Source organism: Xanthomonas sp. CFBP 8152, assembly GCF_014199025.1.
Taxonomy (GTDB): domain Bacteria; phylum Pseudomonadota; class Gammaproteobacteria; order Xanthomonadales; family Xanthomonadaceae; genus Xanthomonas; species Xanthomonas arboricola_B.
Genome location: NZ_JACHNO010000001.1, coordinates 716,353 through 738,178, shown reverse-complemented (window position 1 = coordinate 738,178; position 21,826 = coordinate 716,353). Strand labels below are relative to the sequence as shown.

Sequence of the window (21,826 nt, the reverse complement as noted above, 5' to 3'; positions counted from 1 at the left end):
TTTTCCTGATGCGTCCTGCCCAGACCCATGATCCGACGGTCCACGTTTTCCGCGCCTGTGCGCCTTATTGCCCTCATGCTGGCCATGGCGTTCGTCGTCACCGGCTGCCACCGCGGCACCAAGGACAAGAATCCCGATGAAGGCATGCCGGTCGAGCAGCTCTACGGCAAGGGCCACGGCTTGATGGAGAAAGGCAACTGGGCCGGCGCCGAAGCCAGTTACAAGCGCCTGATCGCCCAGTATCCGTACGGCCCGTACACCGAGCAGGCGATGATCGAAACGGCCTACGCCCAGTACAAGGCCGGCAAGCACGACGACACCGTGTCCAGCGTCGACCGCTTCATCCGGACCTACCCGACCCATCGCAACATCTCGTATCTGTACTACCTGCGCGGGCTGGCCAACAGCAACCGCGACACGGTGTTCCTGCGCCGTGTGTGGTCGCTGGATCCGAGCCGTCGCGATCTGTCCTCGCCGCAGCAGGCCTACAACGACTTCAACACCGTCACCGACCGCTACCCGAACAGCCGCTACGCGCCGGATGCGCGCAAGCGCATGATCGAGCTGCGCGACGTGTTCGCCCAGCACGAGCTGGACAACGCGTTGTACTACCTGCGACGCAACGCCTGGGTCTCGGCGGCCGGTCGTGCCAACTACCTGCTGGAAACCTATCCGCAGAGCGCCTACCAATATGACGCGGTGGCGGTGCTGGCCGAGGCCTATACCCACCTGGGCAACAAGACCCTGGCCGCCGACGCGCGCCGCGTGCTGGAGCTCAACAGCCCGCAGCATCCGTGGTTGACCGGCAACTGGCCGAAGTATCCCTGGGCCATCCGCAAGCTCAACCCGTTCGCCGGCGAAAAGTCCGCCGCCACCGGTCAGCGCAACGCACAGATGAGCCGCGACTGAGATCATCAGGCGCTGGTGTGATGAAAAGGGGCCGCAAGGCCCCTTTTTGTTAGTGCGGCAATGCGGATGCAGCAACACGCCTGCGGTGCTCGACGACAGTGACGCCTGATCGACCGAGAGATCGGCCGTCCTGCATTACGCGCACGTGCCATCCTCCCGCAGCGGGTCGCCCCTGTCTGCGGCAGCTGCGGGCATGTCGCCAGACCCGGCACCAGGTCACCGAACCGCACCTGCGCGCTGCCTATACTCGGCCTGGAAGAGGATCCGACGCTCCGCTGGCGCCAACCCAGGAGGCCGCATGTCCCGCTGCATCGTCCCGTTCGTGCTCGTCCTGTTGCTGGCGGCCATGGCCACGACCGCCACCGCAGCACCCATCGTCTACGGCGTCAACGCCCACGACAACCGCCCCGCCTACCCCATGGCCCAGGCCGAGGCCCGCTTCAAGCTGCTGGCCGCGCGCAATCTGCGCAGCTACCGTTTCGATGTGGACCCGCGCGACTACGCAACGCTGGATGTCCTGGTCCCGCTGGCGCGCAAGTACGGCATCACGCTGCGCCCGATGGTCTACCCGATGTCGCGCGGGATCGGCTACCAGCTGGCACGCCGCTATGCCGCCGACATCAAGGTCTGGGAGATCGGCAACGAGCAGGATCTGGTACGCGCCGAGGCCGATGCGCGCATCGCGGCAATGACCACGATGTACCTGGGCATGCGCCAGGCCTCCAACGAACTGGGCGCCGGCCTGCGCTTCACCATCAACATCACCGCCTGCAACAGCGACGAACGCAGCGCCGACGCACGCTGCCCCGGCGATCGCAATGGCTCGCTGTGGTTCCTGGCCAAGGCCAAGGCGGCCGGCTTCGACTTCGACCACATCAGCTTCCACTACTACGCCTTCCACCAGGATGCCGGCTACTGGGCCGAGTTGTATCTGGGCCAGCTGCGCACCGCCGCGCAGACCTACCACACGCCGGTATTCTTCAACGAGCTCAACTGTGCGGAGATCTACACCGGCAACACCAGCGGCGGTGCCGAAGGCGACCGCGGCTGCTACGACAGTCTGGCGCAGCTGCTGCGCAACGTGCGCGCCAACTATGCCGACGTGGTGTCCGAAGTGAACGTCTACGAATTGCTGGACCAGACCACCGTCCAGGGCGCCGAAGGCCATTTCGGCCTGATGTACGACCTGGCGCGGCCCAAGCCCACCCTGGACCTGGTCACCCGCTTCGCTCAAGCACCGGCCGCCGCAGCGGTGGCCGGTGCGCCGGGCTATTGGCCGGAATAGCCATTGGTGATCGGGTAACGCCGCTCGCGGCCGAACGCACGCCGCGACACCTTCGGCCCAGGCGCGGCCTGGTGGCGCTTCCACTCGTTGAGCCGTACCAGCCGCAGCACGTGTTCCACCGTATCGGCGGCATAGCCGGCCGCGACGATGTCGTCGCGCGACTGCTCCTGGTCGACGTAGCGATACAGGATCCCGTCCAGCACATCGTACGGCGGCAGCAAATCCTGATCGGTTTGGTTGTCGCGCAACTCGGCCGAAGGCGGGCGCGAAATCACTGCCGGCGGAATCACCGGCGCTCCGCCCACGGTATTGCGCCATTTGGCCAGGCCGAACACCTCGGTCTTGTACAGGTCCTTGAGCGGCGCATAACCACCGCACATGTCGCCGTAGATGGTGGCGTAACCCACTGCGTATTCGCTCTTGTTGCCGGTGGTCAGCAGCAGCCCGCCGAACTTGTTGGACAACGCCATCAGGATCACGCCGCGGCTGCGCGACTGCAGGTTTTCTTCGGTGATGTCCGGCTGGGTGCCTTCGAACATCGGTCCCAGCGCGGCGAGCAACCCTTCGAACGCCGGCTCGATCGCGATGGTTTCCAGCCTGACGCCCAGCGCGCGGCATTGCTCGTCGGCCAGATCGTTGGACAGATTGGCGGTGTAGCGCGACGGCAACCGCACCGCGGTGACGTTGTCGCCGCCCAGCGCATCCACCGCCATTGCCAGCACCAGCGCCGAATCGATGCCACCGGACAGACCCAGCCAGACCTTGCTGAAGCCGTTCTTGCGGCAATAGTCCTGCAACCCACGCACCACGGCGCGCCAGGCCAGCGCGTCCATGCTCTCGTCGCCATCGTCCACCCACACCACCGGGGTGAAGCTGCGCTCGCCGGCGATGTAGTCCACCACCAGCCACTGATCGACGAAGGCGGCAGCGGCCGGATGCACGGTGCCGTCGCCATCGGCCACCACCGATGCGCCGTCGAACACCAGTGCGTCCTGGCCGCCGACCACGTTGAGATAGGCAATTGCCGCCCCGCTCTCGCGGGTGCGCTCGGCCAGCAGGGCATCGCGCTGGGCATGCTTGCCGCGCTCGTAGGGCGAGGCGTTGGGCACCAGCACCAGCTCGGCGCCGGCCTGCACGGTCCTGGCCAGCGGCTCGGCAAACCACAGGTCCTCGCAGATCACCACGCCCACCTGCACGCCCTTGACCGTCACCACGCAGTTGTCGCCATCCGGGTCCACGTCGAAATAGCGGCGCTCGTCGAACACCGCGTAATTGGGCAATTCGCGCTTGCGGTACGTGGCCTCGGTACGCCCGTCGCGCAACACGCTGGCGGCGTTGTAGACCACGCTGCCGGCGCTCTGCGGCCAGCCGACCACCGCCACGATCCCGTGCGTGCTGGCGGCGATGCGCGCCAGCGCTTCCTCGCAATGGGCGAGAAAGCCGGGCCGCAGCAGCAGATCCTCCGGCGGATAGCCGCTGATCGCCAGCTCGGGAAACAGCACGATGTCCGCATCGAACTCGTCGCGCGCTGCCGCGATGAAATCGATGATGCGGTCGGTGTTGCGCGCCACGGCGCCGACCGGGAAGTCGAACTGCGCCATGGCGATGCGAAGCGTCTGGGACATTGGAAGGCCTATGCGAATGCAGCTGGAGAGGCATGGCGGGGCCGCATCCGGCAAGAGACCGGGATGCAGACCGGCGTCGCCGCCAAGCCTGCATTATTCCAGATGCACGCCGGCATGCAGGGATCTGCTGCTGCCCCAGTGTTACTGGTCCACTGCGTGCGCGTCGCCTGCGTGGATGATGGCCGGCTGCGTCGTCATCGCTCGTGGATCCGTTGCCGAGCATGCACAACAGCCAAGGGCTCTAAATCGAACCGTGCAAGCCGATCGACCTAGCCGACAAGCCACTACAGACAACGACGATCGACCAAACCGCTGACACGACGCATCGCTTGGCCACCGGCTCCGGCAATCAGATATCGCCGCCACAAAAAAGGCCGCCCGAAGGCGGCCTTTCTGACGCTCACACGCTTGCGCGCGCAGCGTGCTTACTTCACCAGCGCAGCGATCGCCGCACCCAGATCGCCCGGCGAACGGACAGTCTTGACGCCGGCAGCTTCCATCGCCGCGAACTTGCCTTCTGCAGTGCCCTTGCCGCCCGATGCGATCGCACCGGCGTGGCCCATGCGCTTGCCGGCCGGCGCCGACGCACCGGCGATGAAGCCGACCACCGGCTTCTTCACGAACTGCTTGATGTACTCGGCACCGGCTTCCTCGGCGTCGCCACCGATCTCGCCGACCATGATGATGCCTTCGGTCTGCGGGTCTTCGTTGAACAGCTTGAGGCAGTCGACGAAGTTCAGGCCGTTGATCGGGTCGCCACCGATACCGATGCAGGTGCTCTGGCCCAGGCCCACTTCGGTGGTCTGCTTGACCGCTTCATAGGTCAGGGTGCCCGAGCGCGACACGATGCCGATCTTGCCCGGCTTGTGGATGTGGCCCGGCATGATGCCGATCTTGCACTCGCCCGGGGTGATCACGCCGGGGCAGTTCGGCCCGATCAGCACGGTGTCCGGATGCGAGCGGGTCAGCACGTTCTTGACGCGCAGCATGTCCAGTACCGGAATGCCTTCGGTGATGCAGACGATGACCTTGATGCCGGCCGCAGCCGCTTCCAGGATGGCATCGGCCGCGTACGGCGGCGGCACGTAGATCACCGACGCATCGGCGCCGGTGCTCTGCACGGCATCGGCCACGGTGTTGAACACCGGCAGGTCGATATGCGTGGTGCCGCCCTTGCCCGGCGTCACGCCGCCGACGACCTGGGTGCCGTACTCGATCATCTGAGTGGCGTGGAAGGTGCCCTGCTGGCCGGTGAAGCCCTGCACGATCACCTTGGTGTTCTTGTTAATCAAAACGGACATGGATAGTTCCTTCGGTGTCGTGAATCAGGCGGCGTTCTTGACAGCTTCGACGACCTTCTTGGCACCGTCGTTGATGTTGTCGGCCGGGATGATGGCCATGCCGCTGTCGCGCAGCAGCTGCTTGCCTTCCTCCACATTGGTGCCTTCCAGGCGCACCACGACCGGAACCTTGACGCCCACTTCCTTGACCGCAGCGATGATGCCCTCGGCAATCATGTCGCAGCGGACGATGCCGCCGAAGATGTTGACGAAGATGCCTTCGACCTTGTCCGAGGACAGGATCAGCTTGAACGCCTCGATGACGCGCTGCTTGTTGGCACCTCCGCCCACGTCCAGGAAGTTCGCCGGCTCGCCGCCGTTGAGCTTGATGACGTCCATGGTGGCCATGGCCAAGCCTGCACCGTTGACCATGCAACCGATGTTGCCGTCCATGGTGACGTAGTTGATGTCCAGCTCCGACGCGGTGACTTCGGTCTCGTCTTCCTGCGTCTTGTCGCGCATGGCGATCAGCTGCTTCTGACGGAACGCGGCGTTGTCGTCGCTGTCGAACTTGCCGTCCAGCGCGTACAGGTTGCCGTCGTCCAGGATCGCCAGCGGGTTGATTTCAACCAGCGCCAGATCCTTTTCGTTGAACAGGCGATACAGGTTCACCATGATGCTGGCGAACTGGCCGGCCTGCTTGGCGGTCAGGCCGAGCTTGAAGCCGAAGTCGCGGCCGTGGTACCCCTGCACGCCTTCGACGAAATCGACGTTGAGCGAGTGGATCAGCTCCGGCGTCTGCGCGGCGACCTGTTCGATCTCCACGCCACCCTCGCTGGAAGCGATGTAGGTGATGGTCTTGGTGCCGCGGTCGACCAGGATCGACAGGTACAGCTCCTTGACGATCTCGCCGGCGGTGGTCACCAGCACCAGGTTGATCGGCAGCTCGACGCCGGCGGTCTGGTAGGTGGACATCTTGGTGCCGAGCATCTTGGCCGCTGCGGCCTTCACGTCGTCGGTGGTCTTGCAGAACTTGACGCCGCCAGCCTTACCGCGACCGCCCGCGTGGATCTGCGCTTTCACCATCCAGGGGCCCTTGCCCAGGGAATTGGCGACTTCAACCGCTTCGTCCGGGGTCGCCGCGACCTTGCCGGCCGGAACGGGGATGCCGTACTCGGCAAGCAGCTGTTTTGACTGGTATTCGTGGAAATTCATGCGTCACCGTGGGAAAAGGAAACGACCGCTGCGTGCAACGCAGACCGCCAGGGCGGCACGTCAAGAGACGCGAACGGGCCGCCTATTGTGGCCGACCACGCCGTGCGGCGCAAAAGCCGGCGGGAGTGCCCGCCGTTTGCGGGGCTTGCGCCCAGCCCGGCACTATGCGCGAGCGCTGCGCGGTCCGCGCACCTGCCTATACTCGCGGCTTGCTCCAGCGGGGAATCGGTTTGCCATCCAGCCCATCGCTTATCGACCGGATCCAGTCCGCGCCGCAGCGCGAGCTGTACTTCTTTTCGCTGTACCGGGTGCTGGTGGCCGGGCTGATCGCCGCACTGGTGTTCAGCCCCCTGTCCGACGCGATCCCGGAGCCGCGTTACCCGCGGCTGGCGGCCGGCGTGGCGATCGGCTACCTGTCGCTGGCCATCCCGCTGCTGTTCTGGGGTCGCAACGAGCGCCGCCTGACCGCCACCGTGCTGTGCGCGGTGATCGCCGACATCCTCGCCGCGACCCTGGCCACGCACGCGCTGCCCGGTGCCAGCGCCGGCATCGCGATGATGCTGCTGTTCAATGTCGCCGCCGCCTCGATTCTGCTGCGCCTGCGCTACGGCATGGGCATCGCGGTACTGGCCAGTTCCGCCACCGTGCTCGAGTACCTGTGGACGGTGCTGGAAGGCGGCGGCGCCACCCGCCCGGTGGCCGAACTGGCGATGTTCGCCACCAGCTATGTCGCGGTGGCCTTCATCTGCGAGCAGATCGCCGCGCGTGCGCGCCGCAATCAGATGCTGGCCGAGGAGCGCGGCGCGCAGGTGGCCAACCTCTACGAGATCAACGAACTGATCATCCGCCGCATGCGCACCGGCGTGCTGGTGGTGGACACGCACAACCGCATCACGCTGGCCAACGAGGCGGCGCTGGCGCTGCTCGGCGATGGCGACCAGCGCAACGCCCCGGTCGACCTGTCGCTGGCCGCGCTCACTCCCGAACTGTCGCGCCGCCTGCAGCGCTGGCGCAGCGGCTGGCGCCAGGAAGAAGCCCCGCTTCAACTGGGCGCCGACCGCCCGGAAGTGCAGCCGCGCTTCGTGCGGCTGCTCGCCGACAGCGACCTGGTACTGGTATTTCTGGACGATGCCAGCGTGGTGTCGCGGCGCGCCGAATCGCTCACCCTGTCGGCGATGGGGCGCTTTTCGGCCAGCCTGGCGCACGAGATCCGCAACCCGCTGGCGGCGATCAGCTACGCCTCGCAGCTGCTGGAAGAATCCCCCGACATCGGCGATGCCGACCGCCGCCTGCTGCAGATCATCCACCAGCAATGCCAGCGCACCAACGGCATCGTCGAGAGCGTGCTCGCGCTGGCCCGCCGCGAGCGCGCAAGCCCGGACAACCTGGATCTGGCCGCCTTCGTGCGCCGCTTCGTTGTCGAGTACCGGCAGACCCTGTCGATGGAAACCGACATCCTGGAGGCCAGCATCCAGGGCAATGCCGTGCATGCCTTGGTCGACCCCAAGCATCTGCACCAGATCCTGACCGCATTGGTGCACAACGCACTCAAATACGGCCGGGTCATGGACGAGCCGGCGCGGGTGAAGCTGCGTGTGGAACGCATGGAGCGCATGGCGGTGATCGACGTGGTCGACCGTGGCCCCGGCATTCCGGAGACGGTGGCCGCACAACTGTTCCGCCCGTTCTACACCACCTCCGAACACGGCACCGGGCTGGGCCTGTATATCGCCCAGGAACTGTGCCGCGCCAACCAGGCGCAACTGGACTACGTGTCGGTGCCGGGCGGCGGCGCGTGTTTCCGGATCCTGTTGCAGGGGCCCAATAGCCTGCTCGGAAAATGAGCGGGAGCGTTGCGTCATGCCAGCCGCAAGCCAATGGCGCCGCGGCCTGCGTTAGCACTGCAATGGTGTCCGTGCGGCCAGCTGCTGCGCATCGTGCTACGCCCGCGCACCATCGTGTGATCACGTGAATCGTTACGCCGGACCCGCCCGGCAATTGTCGACTGTCATCGCCGTGGGCTATCTTGCGCCACATGAACGAACCGAAAAGTGCACTGGTTGTCGATGACGAGCGTGACATTCGCGAACTGCTTGTTCTCACCCTGGGCCGGATGGGCCTGCGCATCAGCACCGCGGCCAACCTGGCCGAAGCCCGCGAGCTGCTGGCCAACAATCCCTACGACCTGTGCCTGACCGACATGCGGTTGCCCGACGGCAACGGCATCGAACTGGTCACCGAAATCGCCAAGCACTATCCGCAGACCCCGGTGGCGATGATCACCGCGTTCGGCAGCATGGACCTGGCGGTGGAAGCGTTGAAGGCCGGCGCCTTCGACTTCGTCAGCAAGCCGGTGGACATCGGCGTGCTGCGCGGCCTGGTCAAGCACGCGCTGGAACTGAACAACCGCGACCGCCCCGCCCCGCCCGCGCCGCCGCCGGAACAGGCCAGCCGCCTGCTCGGCGACTCCAGTGCGATGGAAAGCCTGCGCGCCACCATCGGCAAGGTCGCGCGCAGCCAGGCGCCGGTCTACATCGTCGGCGAATCGGGCGTGGGCAAGGAGCTGGTCGCCCGCACCATCCACGAACAGGGCGCACGCGCGGCCGGCCCGTTCGTGCCGGTCAACTGCGGCGCCATCCCCGCCGAACTGATGGAAAGCGAGTTTTTCGGCCACAGGAAGGGCAGCTTCACCGGCGCGCATGCCGACAAGCCCGGCCTGTTCCAGGCCGCGCATGGCGGCACGCTGTTTCTGGACGAAGTGGCCGAATTGCCGCTGCAGATGCAGGTCAAGCTGCTGCGCGCAATCCAGGAGAAATCGATACGCCCGGTCGGTGCCTCCGGCGAGTCGCTGGTGGACGTGCGCATCCTCTCGGCCACCCACAAGAACCTGGGCGACCTGGTCTCCGACGGCCGCTTCCGCCACGACCTGTACTACCGCATCAACGTCATCGAACTGCGCGTGCCGCCGCTGCGCGAACGCAGCGGCGACCTGCCGCAGCTGGCCGCCGCGATCATCGCCCGCCTGGCGCACAGCCACGGCCGCCCGATTCCGCTGCTGACCCAATCCTCACTCGACGCGCTGGACCAGTACGGATTCCCAGGTAACGTCCGCGAGCTGGAAAACATCCTCGAACGCGCCCTGGCCCTGGCCGAAGACGACCAGATCAGCGCCAGCGACCTGCGCCTGCCAGCCCACGGCGGCCATCGCCTGGCCGCCAGCCCCGGCAGCGCCGCTGTCGAACCCCGCGAAGCGGTGGTCGACATCGACCCCGCCTCGGCCGCCCTGCCCTCCTACATCGAGCAACTGGAACGCGCCGCGATCCAGAAAGCGCTGGAAGAGAATCGCTGGAACAAGACCAAGACCGCCGCGCAGCTGGGCATCACGTTTCGGGCATTGCGTTATAAATTGAAGAAGTTGGGGATGGAGTAAAAGGCCGGGAGTCGGGATTGGGGAATCGGGAATCGTAAAAGCACAGGCGCCGCTTCGATGGTTCTTGCGGGACACACCGCCGTGGATTGGCTAATGCATTACCTCGCGGTGGCCCGCCGCAATTCTTGACGCTGTGGTCCAAATAAAAAAGCCTGGGACGTACAGGCCCCAGGCTTTTGCGATTCCCCAATCCCGAATCCCCAAATCCCAGCACTCAGTCCTTCGTCACCCGATTGATCTCGGCCAGGCTGGTTACCCCGTGCGCGGCCTTGACCAAAGCCGACTGGCGCAGGTCGCGGATGCCGATACTCTGCGCCGCCTCGGCAATCTGCATCGCGTTGCCGCCTTCCAGCACGATCGCGCCGATCTCGTCGGTCATCGGCATCACCTGGTAAATACCGGTACGGCCCTTGTAGCCTTCGGTGCACTCGTCACAACCGACTGCCTCATACAGCTCGATACCAGCAGCGAGCTGCTCTGCAGTGAACCCTTCCGCCAGCAACGCATGCTCGGGCAAGGTCGATTTGCGCTTGCAGTTGTTGCAAAGGCGCCGCGCCAAACGCTGCGCAATCACCAGGGTCACCGACGAGGTGATGTTGTAAGGCGCAATGCCCATGTTCATCAAGCGTGCGATGGTCTGCGGCGCATCGTTGGTGTGCAGCGTGGACAGCACCATGTGACCGGTCTGCGCGGCCTTGATCGCAATCTCGGCCGTTTCCAGGTCGCGGATTTCGCCGACCATGATGATGTCCGGATCCTGGCGCAGGAACGAGCGCAGCGCCGCGGCAAACGTCATGCCGCGTTTGTTGTTCTGCTGCACCTGATTGACGCCAGGCAGGCGGATTTCCACCGGGTCTTCGGCGGTGGAGATGTTGCGCGTCTCATCATTGAGGATGCCCAGCGCCGTATACAGCGACACTGTCTTGCCCGAACCGGTCGGCCCGGTCACCAGCACCATCCCGTAGGGCTTGTGGATCGCCTCCAGGAACAGCTTCTGCTGTTCCGCCTCGTAGCCCAGCTTCTCGATGCCCAGCTTGGCCGCGCTGCCGTCCAGGATACGCAACACGACCTTTTCGCCGAACAGGGTCGGCAAGGTGCTCACGCGGAAGTCGATCTGCTTGGTCTTGGACAGGTTGAGCTTGATGCGTCCGTCCTGCGGCACCCGCTTCTCGGCGATATCCAGCTGCGACATTACCTTCAGGCGTGCCGCGATGCGCTGGTTCAGCTTTACCGGTGCCTTGGCCACGTTCTTCAGCAAACCGTCGATCCGCAGCCGCACCCGGTAGTCGTCTTCATAGGGCTCGAAATGGATGTCGGAGGCTCCCCGACGGATCGCATCCACCAGCACCTTGTTGACGAATTTCACCACCGGCGTGTCGTCGCCCTTGGCATCGACCCCGGCATCCCCGCCGGCGCCCATGTCCTCGTCCCCGGCCGACACGTCCAGGTCGCCCATCCCCTCGTCATCGTCCCCGAGCGAAGATCCAAGCGCAGCATTGCTGGCCTGCCACTGCTCCAAGGTGCGACGGATCTGGTCCTCGTCGACCAGGATAGGCTCGACCACCAAGTTCGTATGGAACTTGATATCGTCCAGCGCCCTGGTCTGAGTCGGGTTGCTCACCCCCACGAACAATCGGTTGCCGCGCTTGAACAGCGGCAGCACCTGATACTTCTGGAGCAACTCTTCGCTGACTAACTTGACTGCGTTCTGGCTGGCATCAAAGACAGAAACGTCCATCAGGGGCATACCAAACTCAACCGCATTGGCAGCAGCGAGTTGCGCTGCCGACACCAACTTTTTTTCAGCAAACCATTGCGGCAAAGGAACTTTTGCGTTGGCTGCCTGATGCATGGCGGAGCGAGCACTAACTTCGTCTAGAGCACCGTCCTGGACCAATCGCCGGGCAATGCCGGTTATACCTACGAGATTAATGTTGTTAGTGGCAGGCCCAGCATTCATTACGCCCTCCATTTTCTGACAGAAACCGTTTCAAATACCCGAGCACGTCGATGGCAAATACTTCTGTTTAATTGTCGACGAACAAGTCCACACGACATTACCTGAGGGCGATGTCCCTGCGGATAAAGCCGAACCACTAGCTCCGCGAGGCGTCAAAGTAATTAATCCATTCCCAGCTTTTGCCGTAGTCACCACCGTAATAGCGCCATTCACTGAATTAATTGAAGTAGACGCAACATTCGCGGAAGCATCAAAACTTGAGACAAGAGACGCGCCTCGAGACAAATCCGCTGAATTTTCCGAAGCATTGACAATCACAGTAGCTTTTAATCCGCTTGCCAACACTAAAGCTTCAGATACCCGCGTACGCACAACATAGTCTTGATAAGCCGGCATAGCAATTGCGGCAAGCACTGCAATTATTGCAACAACTATCATCAACTCGATAAGGGTGAATCCGTTTATCCTCCTCATACTACCCCCCCTCGCTTTTGATTGCAATTCTGCATCTTCTTTAATCTTACAACTAAAAAGCCCCTCACTGTCAGCAAGGGGCTTTTAATTTAAAATTATTACATGTTATTAGGTGCCGGTGCAGCTGCTCGGCAAATACTTCTGCTTAATCGTAGCGGTGCATGTCCACACGATCGTACCTTCCGGCGGGGTTCCGGCGGCAAGATTATTACCACCCGCACGCGGCGTGAAGATCACATTGCCGTTGCCAGCCTTACTTGTAGTAACAACCGTAATAACACCAGTTGTCGCTGCAACTGCAGTGGAAGTTACATTCGGCGATGCATCGGCTGCAGTGGTCAAAGTAGCCCCCTTGCCGAGGTTGTTATCACCCTGGGCAGCATTGTCAGCCACTACCACTTTTAGGCCGTCAGCCAACACCATAGCCTCCGAGACGCGCGACTTGACAACGTAGTCCTGGTAAGCAGGCAGTGCAATAGCAGCCAAGATTGCGATGATCGCGATTACGATCATCAGTTCGATCAAAGTAAAGCCTTGTTGCTTCTTCATAGGTACGTCCCCTTAGAGGTGGCATGTGGAATTTTTGCTGGGCTAATTAGCAATATCGCAGCCGCAGCGGGTGTAGCAATAGGTGATAAGCACTTTTCGTGCCAACTTCGCATCTTCATCTTGTGAGTCTTCCCCGAACCAGATAGTGACAGACCTCGGACAGATTTTCAGGCCCTCGAAACACAATTGCGACGTGGCCTGCAATGTGACGCAGGCGGTCACTTTAGGACCCGCCAAGGCGCCCACCCGACATCACCACACACCATTGAGTCAGTGCCTCGGTCTCTCAAACAAGTTACTATGTGTGCCTATCCGGCCTGGGGATGGCCGATGAGGAGACTCGCATGTCCGTCGCTCGCAACGTCATCAAAAAACCAGTCGATCGAAGCACAAGCCAGCTGCAGCCGTTTATCTGGGAAGGAACGGACAAGCGCGGCGTCAAGATGAAGGGAGAGCAAGCGGCGCGCAACATAAACATGTTGCGCGCCGAACTTCGGCGCCAAGGTATTACACCAAACGTCGTTAAGCCCAAGCCAAAGCCACTGTTTGGCGCTGCAGGCAAAAAAGTGACTCCTAAGGACATCTCGTTCTTTAGCCGCCAAATGGCTACCATGATGAAATCCGGCGTACCTATTGTTGGTTCACTGGAAATTATTGGGGAGGGTCACAAAAACCCACGAATGAAGCAAATGGTTGGTCAGATAAGAACCGATATCGAGGGAGGCTCGTCCCTACATGAATCCATCAGCAGACACCCAGTTCAATTTGACGAGCTCTACCGAAACTTAGTCCGCGCAGGTGAAGGCGCGGGCGTGCTAGAAACCGTGCTAGACACAGTTGCAACTTACAAAGAGAATATTGAGGCATTGAAGGGCAAGATCAAGAAAGCTCTTTTCTACCCTGCGATGGTCGTCGTAGTTGCTCTCGTGGTTAGCGCAATCCTGCTAGTTTTCGTAGTCCCACAGTTCGAAGAGGTTTTCAAGGGCTTTGGTGCGGAATTACCTGCATTCACACAAATGATCGTAGCCGCATCGCGCTTTATGGTTAGCTACTGGTGGGCTCTATTGGTCATCGTAGCGGGGGCAGTCATCGGCTTCATTTATGCCTACAAGCGCTCGCCACGCATGCAGCACGGCATGGATCGGATTATCTTGAAGGTACCTGTCATAGGCCAAATCATGCACAACAGCGCGATCGCTCGCTTCGCCCGCACAACTGCCGTTACCTTTAAAGCCGGTGTTCCATTAGTGGCGGCGCTAGGGATTGTGGCTGGCGCCACAGGCAATAAAGTCTACGAAGAAGCCGTGCTTCGCATGCGAGACGATGTGTCGGTGGGCTACCCGGTCAACATGGCCATGAAACAGGTCAATTTATTCCCGCACATGGTGATCCAAATGACTGCCATTGGTGAGGAAGCAGGTGCGCTTGACACTATGCTGTTCAAGGTTGCCGAGTACTTCGAGCAGGAAGTCAACAACGCCGTGGATGCGCTCAGCAGCCTACTGGAACCGCTGATCATGGTGTTCATCGGCACTATCGTAGGCGGCATGGTCATCGGCATGTATCTTCCGATCTTCAAACTCGGCGCGGTAGTTGGATAAGACGTAATGGCATTTCTCGACCAGCATCCCGGTCTCGGCTTTCCCGCCGCGGCCGGACTGGGACTGCTGATCGGCAGCTTCCTGAACGTGGTGATCCTGCGCTTGCCCAAGCGCATGGAGTGGCAGTGGCGCCGCGATGCGCGCGAGATCCTGGAGCTGCCGGACATCTACGAGCCGCCGCCGCCGGGGATTATGGTGGAGCCTTCGCACGACCCAGTCACCGGCGACAAGCTCAAGTGGTGGGAGAACATCCCGCTCTTTAGCTGGCTGATGCTGCGCGGCAAGTCACGCTACAGCGGCAAGCCGATCTCCATCCAATACCCACTGGTTGAGCTGTTGACCTCGATCCTGTGCGTGGCCAGCGTCTGGCGCTTCGGCTTCGGCTGGCAGGGCTTCGGCGCGATCGTGCTGAGCTGCTTCCTGGTGGCGATGTCGGGCATCGACCTGCGCCACAAGCTGCTGCCGGACCAGCTGACCCTGCCACTGATGTGGCTGGGCCTGGTCGGCTCGATGGACAACCTCTACATGCCGGCCAAGCCTGCCCTGCTGGGCGCGGCGGTGGGCTATGTCTCGCTGTGGACGGTGTGGTGGCTGTTCAAGCAGCTCACCGGCAAGGAAGGCATGGGCCACGGCGACTTCAAGCTGTTGGCCGCGCTCGGTGCCTGGTGCGGACTGAAGGGCATCCTGCCGATCATCCTGATCTCCTCGCTGGTCGGCGCCATCCTCGGCTCAATCTGGCTGGTGGCCAAGGGCCGCGACCGCGCCACCCCGATCCCGTTCGGCCCCTACTTGGCCATCGCCGGCTGGGTGGTGTTCTTCTGGGGCAACGACCTGGTGGACGGCTACCTGCACTTCGCAGGCCTGCGTTGACCGGGGCACGACGATGAGCGACTTCATCGTCGGCCTCACTGGCGGCATCGCCTCCGGCAAGAGTGCCCTTGCCGCCGAGTTCGAGAAGCTCGGTGTGCCGGTCATTGATGCCGATGTCGTAGCGCGGCAAGTGGTGGCGCCCGGATCGATACTCGACGCTATCTCAAATCGCTTCGGTCGGGGCATCCTGCTTCCGGAGGGAACGCTAGATCGCCAGGCCTTGCGCCGAATTGTCTTCGCCGATCCAATCCAACGGAGAGCGCTAGAAGACATCACCCATCCCGCTATTCGCGCAGAATTGAAGCGCGCGGCCAAGACCGCTGAAGGTGCTTATGCCATCGTCGCCATCCCCTTGCTTACCGAAGCAGGCGGCCGTGCTACATACCCTTGGCTGGATCGTATCCTTGTCATCGATGCACCGGTCGCGCTGCAGCATACTCGCCTGGTGAAGCGCGACAGAGCTACATTTGAACTAGCAGAACGGATGATTACCTCGCAAGTATCACGCGAAGAACGACTTGCAATTGCCGACGACATTGTGAAAAACGACGGCAAGCTAGAGCAACTAAGACAAGAGGCGGTTGCCCTGGATTGGGCCTACCGCGAACAGGCAGTTACAAAGAGGACGGAAGGCAAGACCGCTGGCGTATAAGATCGTCCATAGCTTTAGCTTTACCGGCATAAAACTGCGCATTAAATATCCAATTATCCTGCCAAAGATTCCTAATCAACGCATAGAAGACGAATGATTGGATTTCACTCGAAATTCTTGCTTCTGGCATAAGTGCGCTCCGAATCGCTCATGAAACAATGCAATGGAGATCAATAAGATGAAGGATCAATCTCAGAAATTAGCGACAGCTCCTGCTGGCATAACATGGAGTTCGTTAATGAGGATCACCTTGCTGCTAAAATTTTTTCACACACCAATTATACTACTCCAATTGATTTTCACCCCCCCTATAGGGAATTCGAATCGAAAGTTTAAGCGCATCTCGCTTTTTGCATTTTTAGCGATTGCAACCAATGCAAACGCAGCCTCACCGCAATCTTGGACCACTAATGTAGTCCCTGGCGTTTTTCCCAGTGAAAATTCAGCGCTAGCTGCAGTGCGCTCCAAAGGTGATGAGTATTCCTATGCAGAAGAGCTACAGTACCTCCAACAAGAATTTGAAACCACACGGTATGTTTATCGGGCCAGACCTCGACAGCTAGAAACGGGGACTTGGCTATATACCGGAAATGGCGTTGCAGAACCTGGAGTAGCTTCTGAGGATTTGGCCAACTCCACCACTCTGGCGACTTACAACTCGCAATATCCAAGCTGTCATTTCAAAAATTTTATTCCTACCGAAGGCTGGCAGGACCAAGGTGGCTTAGGCGGGGTTCCCTCAACTCAGTCGCGAATATTCCACATGATTGCTAGTGACACGAGCAGTTGCTCTGAACTATGGACGGTGCAACAGTGGAGACGCAGGCCTGTGCAGTGCCCTAAGCACCTTGCTTGGGACGGGTCAAAATGCATACGAGACAATATCGCAACCTTGTATTCAAGACCTCTTTCCTGCTCCCCCTGTGATCTGCGAGACAATCCGATTAGCTTGACCACGGGCAACAAATTTCAGAAAGAAGTCGACCTTAATGTCTCATGGACTGATTTCTATAGAACTTATAATTCTTCCTTCAAATCCTTGGGGGGATTTGGAGGGCAGCACTGGACGCACAACTTCAACGTTCGCTTTGCTCAAGGCAACGGCGCCAATACTATCACCTATCCGAATGGCTCCCTGGTTGTATTTCAGAGTGGAGAGGCAATTGACGGCTCCGGCGACAAACTTACTTACGCCAATGGCGAATATAAACTTGAGACAGGGGATGCGCGGTATCAATTTAATAGTTATGGGCAAGCCTATTTAATTGAGCGCTCGACTGGCGACAGCATATCAATCTCTTTTGACAGCCAACGAAGAATACTTCGCGCTACCCACTCATCAGGCCGCTATATATACTTTACCTATAACGCACCCACCGGCGATGACAACTCAGAGATCGCTGCAGTTGGAGATTCGGGCGGAAATATAGCCACCTATTCTTACGATACACCAGGACGGCTAATTAACACCACTTACTCTGATGGCACGTCTAAAAGTTACCACTATGAGACAGCCCACTTCCCTGATGGACTGACAGGGATTCGAGATGAATCAGGTTTAATTTACGCAAATTATGATTACAACACCGATGGCCTGGCGACTCTTTCAGAACACGCAGGCGGCGTTAGCAGTGGAAAATTCGAGTATTTGACTGATGATCTAATCAGGCACACGGATGCCAACGGTGCAATTGAAGAAATCAAGCTATCCGCGTCCGAGCCTTATAGAAAAATATTAACCATTTCTTCGGCACAAGGCCTGATCTCAACCAAGTATAACGAATATTCCGCCGACTTCCGAAGGAGAATTTCGTCGCGAACAGACAAATCAGGAAATATCGAATCCTTCTCTTACCAAGAGCGCAACGACGTTGCCTTTGGAAGTGTAGTGATGAGCCAGCACACGCAAGCCAGTGGGACTTCCCAGCAACGCACAACAGAAATTTGGCGAAATAGAGACACTAACAGAATAGTTAAGAAAATTTCGGGGAATGTCTCGATCAATTACTTATTCAATCCACGCGGCCAAGTATTGAGTACTACGACAGAAGATCGATTTTCTGGGACGGCCAGGAGTTCGAACTCTATCTATTGCGAGCAGGCAGATGTTGAGGCAATGACATGCCCACGCCTAGGACTAGTGATGAGTACGAACGGTCCACTCTCAGGAGACCAAGATACAATTATTTTTTCATATTTTACTGCTGACAGTGCGGGATGTAATGCGCAATCCGCTACTTGTAGGTATCGTCGCGGCGACCTGCAAAAGATCACAGATGCCCTAGGCCAAACCACCGAATACCTCGCCTACGACGGCGCCGGCCGCCCGTTGTCCATCAAGGACACCAACGGCATCGTCACCGACTACACCTATCACCCGCGCGGTTGGCTGACCGCCAGCAAGGTGCGCGGAAGCGATGCGTCCAGCGAGGCCGATGACCGCATCACCCGCATCGACTACTGGCCCACCGGCCTGGTCAAGCAGGTCACCCAGCCCGATGGCGCGTTTACCGTCTTTACCTACGATGCGGCGCATCGGCTGACCGATATCACCGATAACGCGGGTAATACCGTCCACTACACGCTGGACAACGCCGGCAATCGCGTCAAGGAAGACACCCAGGACGCGGCCGGTACGTTGAAGCGCACGCTCTCGCGCGTTTACAACCAGCTGGGGCAACTGAAGACGCAGGCCACCGCGGCCAGCGACCCCACCGACTTCGAGTACGACGCCAACGGCAACGCCAGCAAGGTGACCGATGCGCTGGCAACCGCAACGCAGAGCGAATACGACCCGCTCAATCGCCTCTCGCGCACGTTGCAGGATGTGGCCGGCATCAAGGCGGGCACCATCTTCGACTACGACGCGCTGGACAACCTCACCAAGGTCACCGACCCCAAGGGTCTGGACACCAAATACGAGTACAACGGCTTTGGCGATCTGGTGAAGCTCACCAGCCCGGACACCGGCATCACCAGCTACACCTACGACAGCGCCGGCAACCGCGCCACCCAGACCGACGCGCGCGGCAACACCACCGCCTACGGCTACGACGCGCTCAATCGCCTGACCAAGGTCACCTACCCCACCACCAGCCTCAACGTCACTTACACCTACGACGTGACCCAGACGGCCTGCGCGAGCGGGGAGACCTTCTCCATCGGCCGCCTGACCAAGATGCAGGACGGCGGCGCCATCACCCAGTACTGCTACAACCGCTTCGGCGATCTGGTGCGCAAGGTGCAGACCAGCAATGGCAAGGCGCTGGTGCTGCGCTACGACTACACCGTCGGTGGCCAATTGCGGCGCATGACCTATCCCGACGGGGCGGTGGTCGATTACGTGCGTAACGCGCAAGGCCAGACCACCGAGGTCGGCGTGACGCCGGCCGGCGGCAGCCGGCAGATACTGCTGAGCAACGCCAGCTACTACCCGTTCGGTCCAGCCGCCGGCTGGACCTACGGCAACGGCCGCACCCTCGCCCGCCAGTACGACCTGGACTACCGCCCGCAAGCGATCCAGGACACCCGCCCGGGCGGGCTGGAAGTGGGCTTCGGCTTCGACCCGGCCGGCAACCTCACCGCATTGACGCCTGCCGGCAATGCCACGCCGGAGATTGGCCTGGGCTACGACGCGCTGGGCCGCCTGACCGGCCTCAAGGACGGCCTTACCGGCACGCTGATCGACGGCTACAGCTACGACGCCACCGGCAACCGCCTCAGCGCCAAGGTCGGCACGGCCACGCAGGCCTACACCTACCCAGCCGACAGCCATCGCCTCAGCGCGGTGGCCGGCGTGGCCCGCAGTTACGATGCCGCCGGCAACACCACCGCCATCGGCGGCACCGCGCGCCAGTACACCTACGACACCACCGGCCGCATGACCCAGGCTCGTCGTGCCGGCGCGGTGACCATGAACTACCGCTACAACGGCCGTGGCGAACAGGTGCGCCGCTTCCTCGGCACCACCAACACCTACACGCTCTACGATGAAGCCGGCCACTGGCTGGGCGACTACGACAGCAACGGCGCGCCCAAACAACAGGCGATCTGGCTGGACGATCTACCGGTCGGCCTGCTGGCCAATACAAACACCCTGCACTACATCGAACCCGACCACCTGGGCAGTCCGCGCGTGGTGATCGACCCCACCCGCGATGTGGCGGTGTGGGCGTGGAGCTTGAAGGGCGAAGCCTTCGGCAACACCGCACCGCATCAGGATCCTGATGGGGATGGTGTGGCACTGGTGTTGGATATGCGCTTCCCGGGGCAGCGGTACGATGCGGCGAGTGGATTAAGTCAGAACTACTTCCGGGACTATGAGGCGGCTACAGGGCGGTATGAGCAGAGTGATCCGATTGGGCTTGCCGGTGGTTTATCCACCTTTGGCTATGTCGGATCCGCCCCGATGACATCACTTGATCCTCATGGACTTCAAAGGATCAGACCACTGCCGCAACCAGGTCTGGGCGGCTTCCCAGGTGGGTACGGCAATCCGGATGACCCCTACAATTACGGAGTAAATGGCCAGCCAGTTTACCCATCAAGCCCTTCCTCCGAACAAATATTGGGGGGCATTTTGGGTTCACCATTGATGAATTCGCCGTACTCTCCCGTGGGTTCTGCGGTTCGCAATTTAGTGGATGCCGCAAATGCCCTTTGCGGAAATGAAAAGGGTGGCTGTCCGCCATGCAAGTTGGCCACGGGCCAAGTTGTGGCAGTGGGAACAATCGGATACCGACATGATCTAGTTCCGCCTTCGAAACCCCACCATCCTTACCCAGGCGATCACTATAATCTTTACCGCGCGAACCAAAACCCCAATAATTGCCAATGCTTCTGGGTCAACATTGGTGCTAGCGACGCCTCTGGCGGCCTGCCACCGCCTGCCGGATCTATACCTATAGCTGATTTTGTAAATTAGGTGATGTCATGACTTACGAGAGCGGCGAAATTATCTTACTAGGGGACACTGTCTCTCTAGGCTCCGATCTTTATGGAACCATAGTGGCAATATTCGATGAAGGGAAATATACGGAGGAATATCCTGAAGTCGATTGGTCATACCTCGCAAAAGGAGTATTGGTACTTACAAAGGATGCTGGGTTAATTCATGAAAAATCCAATCTAAATTTAGGCCTCATTCGCAGAGGTGAGCAATAGGCTTACGACGTGGATTTGATTTCGACGATCATCCTATAGTTGACATCCCAAGCAACCAGTAGCACTCTCCACCTCAAGGAGCGTAGAAACTCCGTGCATAGCGGTACCCACCTCCGTCAAACCGGTGGGTTTTTTGTGCCTGCCTGCAGGTACAAGCCGACGCGATCCTGCGTCGGGAGGGCGGCTAATACAACACTCCTTCGGGAGGAATACGCCCGCCGACTATGCACGGTTTCTAACCTCCCGACATCCCGTCGCCGGCCGGCGACGGTGCCTGTTCTTCGAAGGAGGCGTTGTCATGGCAAATGTATCGATCGTGCAGATGGGTGGGCGTCATCGCTCCGTGGTGCGCGCGGAGGTGAGGCAATGAGCCGAACGAAGCCTTCAAGCTCCAAGCGGTCCAAACCAACCGCCAAGCGCCCCGCTAACGCCAAGCAGGCGGCCACGCCGGCAAAGGACGCACAACCCATGCGGCTGGTGCCGTCACCCACGTTCGATGTGGACAACCTCGCCTTCGACCGTTGCCACAGGCCCCGCGTGGACGATCTGCCGCCGCGGCCACCGCGCAAGGCACGTACGCCCACGCGCTGCACGGTGGGCTATGCGTTCTACGATGCGGAGCCGGGCCGGCCACATAGCCAGCGCATCCCGAGCGTACGCCTACGCGGGCTGTGGCTGGAGCAGTTGGGGTTTGCGGTTGGGTGCAAGCTGCAGATCACTGCGCGTGCGGGCGAGTTGGTGGTGACGGTGGTGGAGCGCTGAAAGGTGTTTTGGGTGCGGTTGTTGTCTGCAAGCCCCGCGTGGGGGCGTCAT

The 21,826-nt window shown here is 60.7% G+C and carries 16 protein-coding genes; 10 read left to right on the top strand and 6 right to left on the bottom strand.

The window, feature by feature from the left end; genetic code table 11:
• The first annotated feature begins 27 nt into the window (after window positions 1-27).
• Both FHT09_RS03060 and FHT09_RS03055 read left to right on the top strand, forming a co-directional pair.
• The gene (locus tag FHT09_RS03060; protein WP_104607427.1) at window positions 28-909 is read left to right on the top strand and encodes an outer membrane protein assembly factor BamD; all 882 of its coding nucleotides are present in this window, start codon (window positions 28-30) and stop codon (window positions 907-909) included.
• Between the two features lie 298 nt (window positions 910-1,207).
• Window positions 1,208-2,194, top strand: a complete 987-nt coding sequence (locus FHT09_RS03055) for a hypothetical protein (RefSeq protein WP_104607428.1) — start codon at window positions 1,208-1,210, stop codon at window positions 2,192-2,194.
• Here FHT09_RS03055 and FHT09_RS03050 read toward each other — a convergent pair.
• The 3 genes from FHT09_RS03050 to sucC all read right to left on the bottom strand — a co-directional run bounded on the left by FHT09_RS03050 (window position 2,179) and on the right by sucC (window position 6,314).
• Window positions 2,179-3,819, bottom strand: coding sequence for an NAD+ synthase (locus FHT09_RS03050; RefSeq protein ID WP_104607429.1), 1,641 nt, complete (start codon window positions 3,817-3,819; stop codon window positions 2,179-2,181). The two genes, FHT09_RS03055 and FHT09_RS03050, sit on opposite strands and share 16 nt — an antisense overlap.
• Window positions 3,820-4,244: 425 nt before the next feature.
• On the bottom strand, window positions 4,245-5,120 hold the full coding sequence (sucD, locus tag FHT09_RS03045; RefSeq protein ID WP_011038208.1) for a succinate--CoA ligase subunit alpha: 876 nt from the start codon (window positions 5,118-5,120) through the stop codon (window positions 4,245-4,247).
• A 24-nt stretch (window positions 5,121-5,144) separates the two neighbouring features.
• Window positions 5,145-6,314, bottom strand: coding sequence for an ADP-forming succinate--CoA ligase subunit beta (gene sucC / locus FHT09_RS03040; RefSeq protein WP_104607430.1), 1,170 nt, complete (start codon window positions 6,312-6,314; stop codon window positions 5,145-5,147).
• A gap of 230 nt (window positions 6,315-6,544) precedes the next feature.
• Between sucC and FHT09_RS03035 the strand changes: the two genes are divergently transcribed.
• Both FHT09_RS03035 and FHT09_RS03030 read left to right on the top strand, forming a co-directional pair.
• Window positions 6,545-8,158, top strand: coding sequence for a HAMP domain-containing sensor histidine kinase (locus FHT09_RS03035; RefSeq protein ID WP_104607431.1), 1,614 nt, complete (start codon window positions 6,545-6,547; stop codon window positions 8,156-8,158).
• A 191-nt stretch (window positions 8,159-8,349) separates the two neighbouring features.
• Window positions 8,350-9,744: a sigma-54 dependent transcriptional regulator gene (locus FHT09_RS03030; RefSeq protein ID WP_184416839.1), complete on the top strand. Its 1,395-nt coding sequence runs from the start codon at window positions 8,350-8,352 to the stop codon at window positions 9,742-9,744.
• Between the two features lie 214 nt (window positions 9,745-9,958).
• Here the strand turns inward: FHT09_RS03030 and pilB are convergent, their stop codons facing one another.
• The 3 genes from pilB to FHT09_RS03015 all read right to left on the bottom strand — a co-directional run bounded on the left by pilB (window position 9,959) and on the right by FHT09_RS03015 (window position 12,727).
• On the bottom strand, window positions 9,959-11,704 hold the full coding sequence (pilB, locus tag FHT09_RS03025; RefSeq protein ID WP_104607538.1) for a type IV-A pilus assembly ATPase PilB: 1,746 nt from the start codon (window positions 11,702-11,704) through the stop codon (window positions 9,959-9,961).
• Window positions 11,705-11,734: 30 nt separating this feature from the next.
• Window positions 11,735-12,178 carry a pilin gene (locus FHT09_RS03020; RefSeq protein ID WP_104607539.1) on the bottom strand — a complete coding sequence of 148 codons (444 nt, stop codon included), beginning with the start codon at window positions 12,176-12,178 and terminating at the stop codon, window positions 11,735-11,737.
• A gap of 108 nt (window positions 12,179-12,286) precedes the next feature.
• Entirely contained in the window at window positions 12,287-12,727 is a 441-nt protein-coding gene (locus FHT09_RS03015) for a pilin (RefSeq protein WP_104607540.1), read from the bottom strand.
• Window positions 12,728-13,071: 344 nt separating this feature from the next.
• Here FHT09_RS03015 and FHT09_RS03010 point away from each other — a divergent pair, with 344 nt between their 5' ends.
• The 6 genes from FHT09_RS03010 to FHT09_RS02985 all read left to right on the top strand — a co-directional run bounded on the left by FHT09_RS03010 (window position 13,072) and on the right by FHT09_RS02985 (window position 21,775).
• Window positions 13,072-14,328, top strand: coding sequence for a type II secretion system F family protein (locus FHT09_RS03010; RefSeq protein WP_104607543.1), 1,257 nt, complete (start codon window positions 13,072-13,074; stop codon window positions 14,326-14,328).
• Between the two features lie 6 nt (window positions 14,329-14,334).
• Window positions 14,335-15,198, top strand: a complete 864-nt coding sequence (locus tag FHT09_RS03005) for an A24 family peptidase (RefSeq protein ID WP_104607541.1) — start codon at window positions 14,335-14,337, stop codon at window positions 15,196-15,198.
• A 13-nt stretch (window positions 15,199-15,211) separates the two neighbouring features.
• The gene (coaE, locus tag FHT09_RS03000; protein WP_104607542.1) at window positions 15,212-15,850 is read left to right on the top strand and encodes a dephospho-CoA kinase; all 639 of its coding nucleotides are present in this window, start codon (window positions 15,212-15,214) and stop codon (window positions 15,848-15,850) included.
• Between the two features lie 949 nt (window positions 15,851-16,799).
• Window positions 16,800-20,774, top strand: a complete 3,975-nt coding sequence (locus FHT09_RS20085; protein WP_221230469.1) for an RHS repeat-associated core domain-containing protein — start codon at window positions 16,800-16,802, stop codon at window positions 20,772-20,774.
• Between the two features lie 8 nt (window positions 20,775-20,782).
• Complete coding sequence (locus FHT09_RS02990) at window positions 20,783-21,013, top strand: hypothetical protein (protein WP_146096612.1); 231 nt, start codon at window positions 20,783-20,785, stop codon at window positions 21,011-21,013.
• 366 nt (window positions 21,014-21,379) lie between these two features.
• Window positions 21,380-21,775 (top strand): SymE family type I addiction module toxin, encoded by a 396-nt coding sequence (locus tag FHT09_RS02985; RefSeq protein WP_104607572.1) that lies wholly within the window; start codon window positions 21,380-21,382, stop codon window positions 21,773-21,775.
• Window positions 21,776-21,826: the final 51 nt, after the last annotated feature.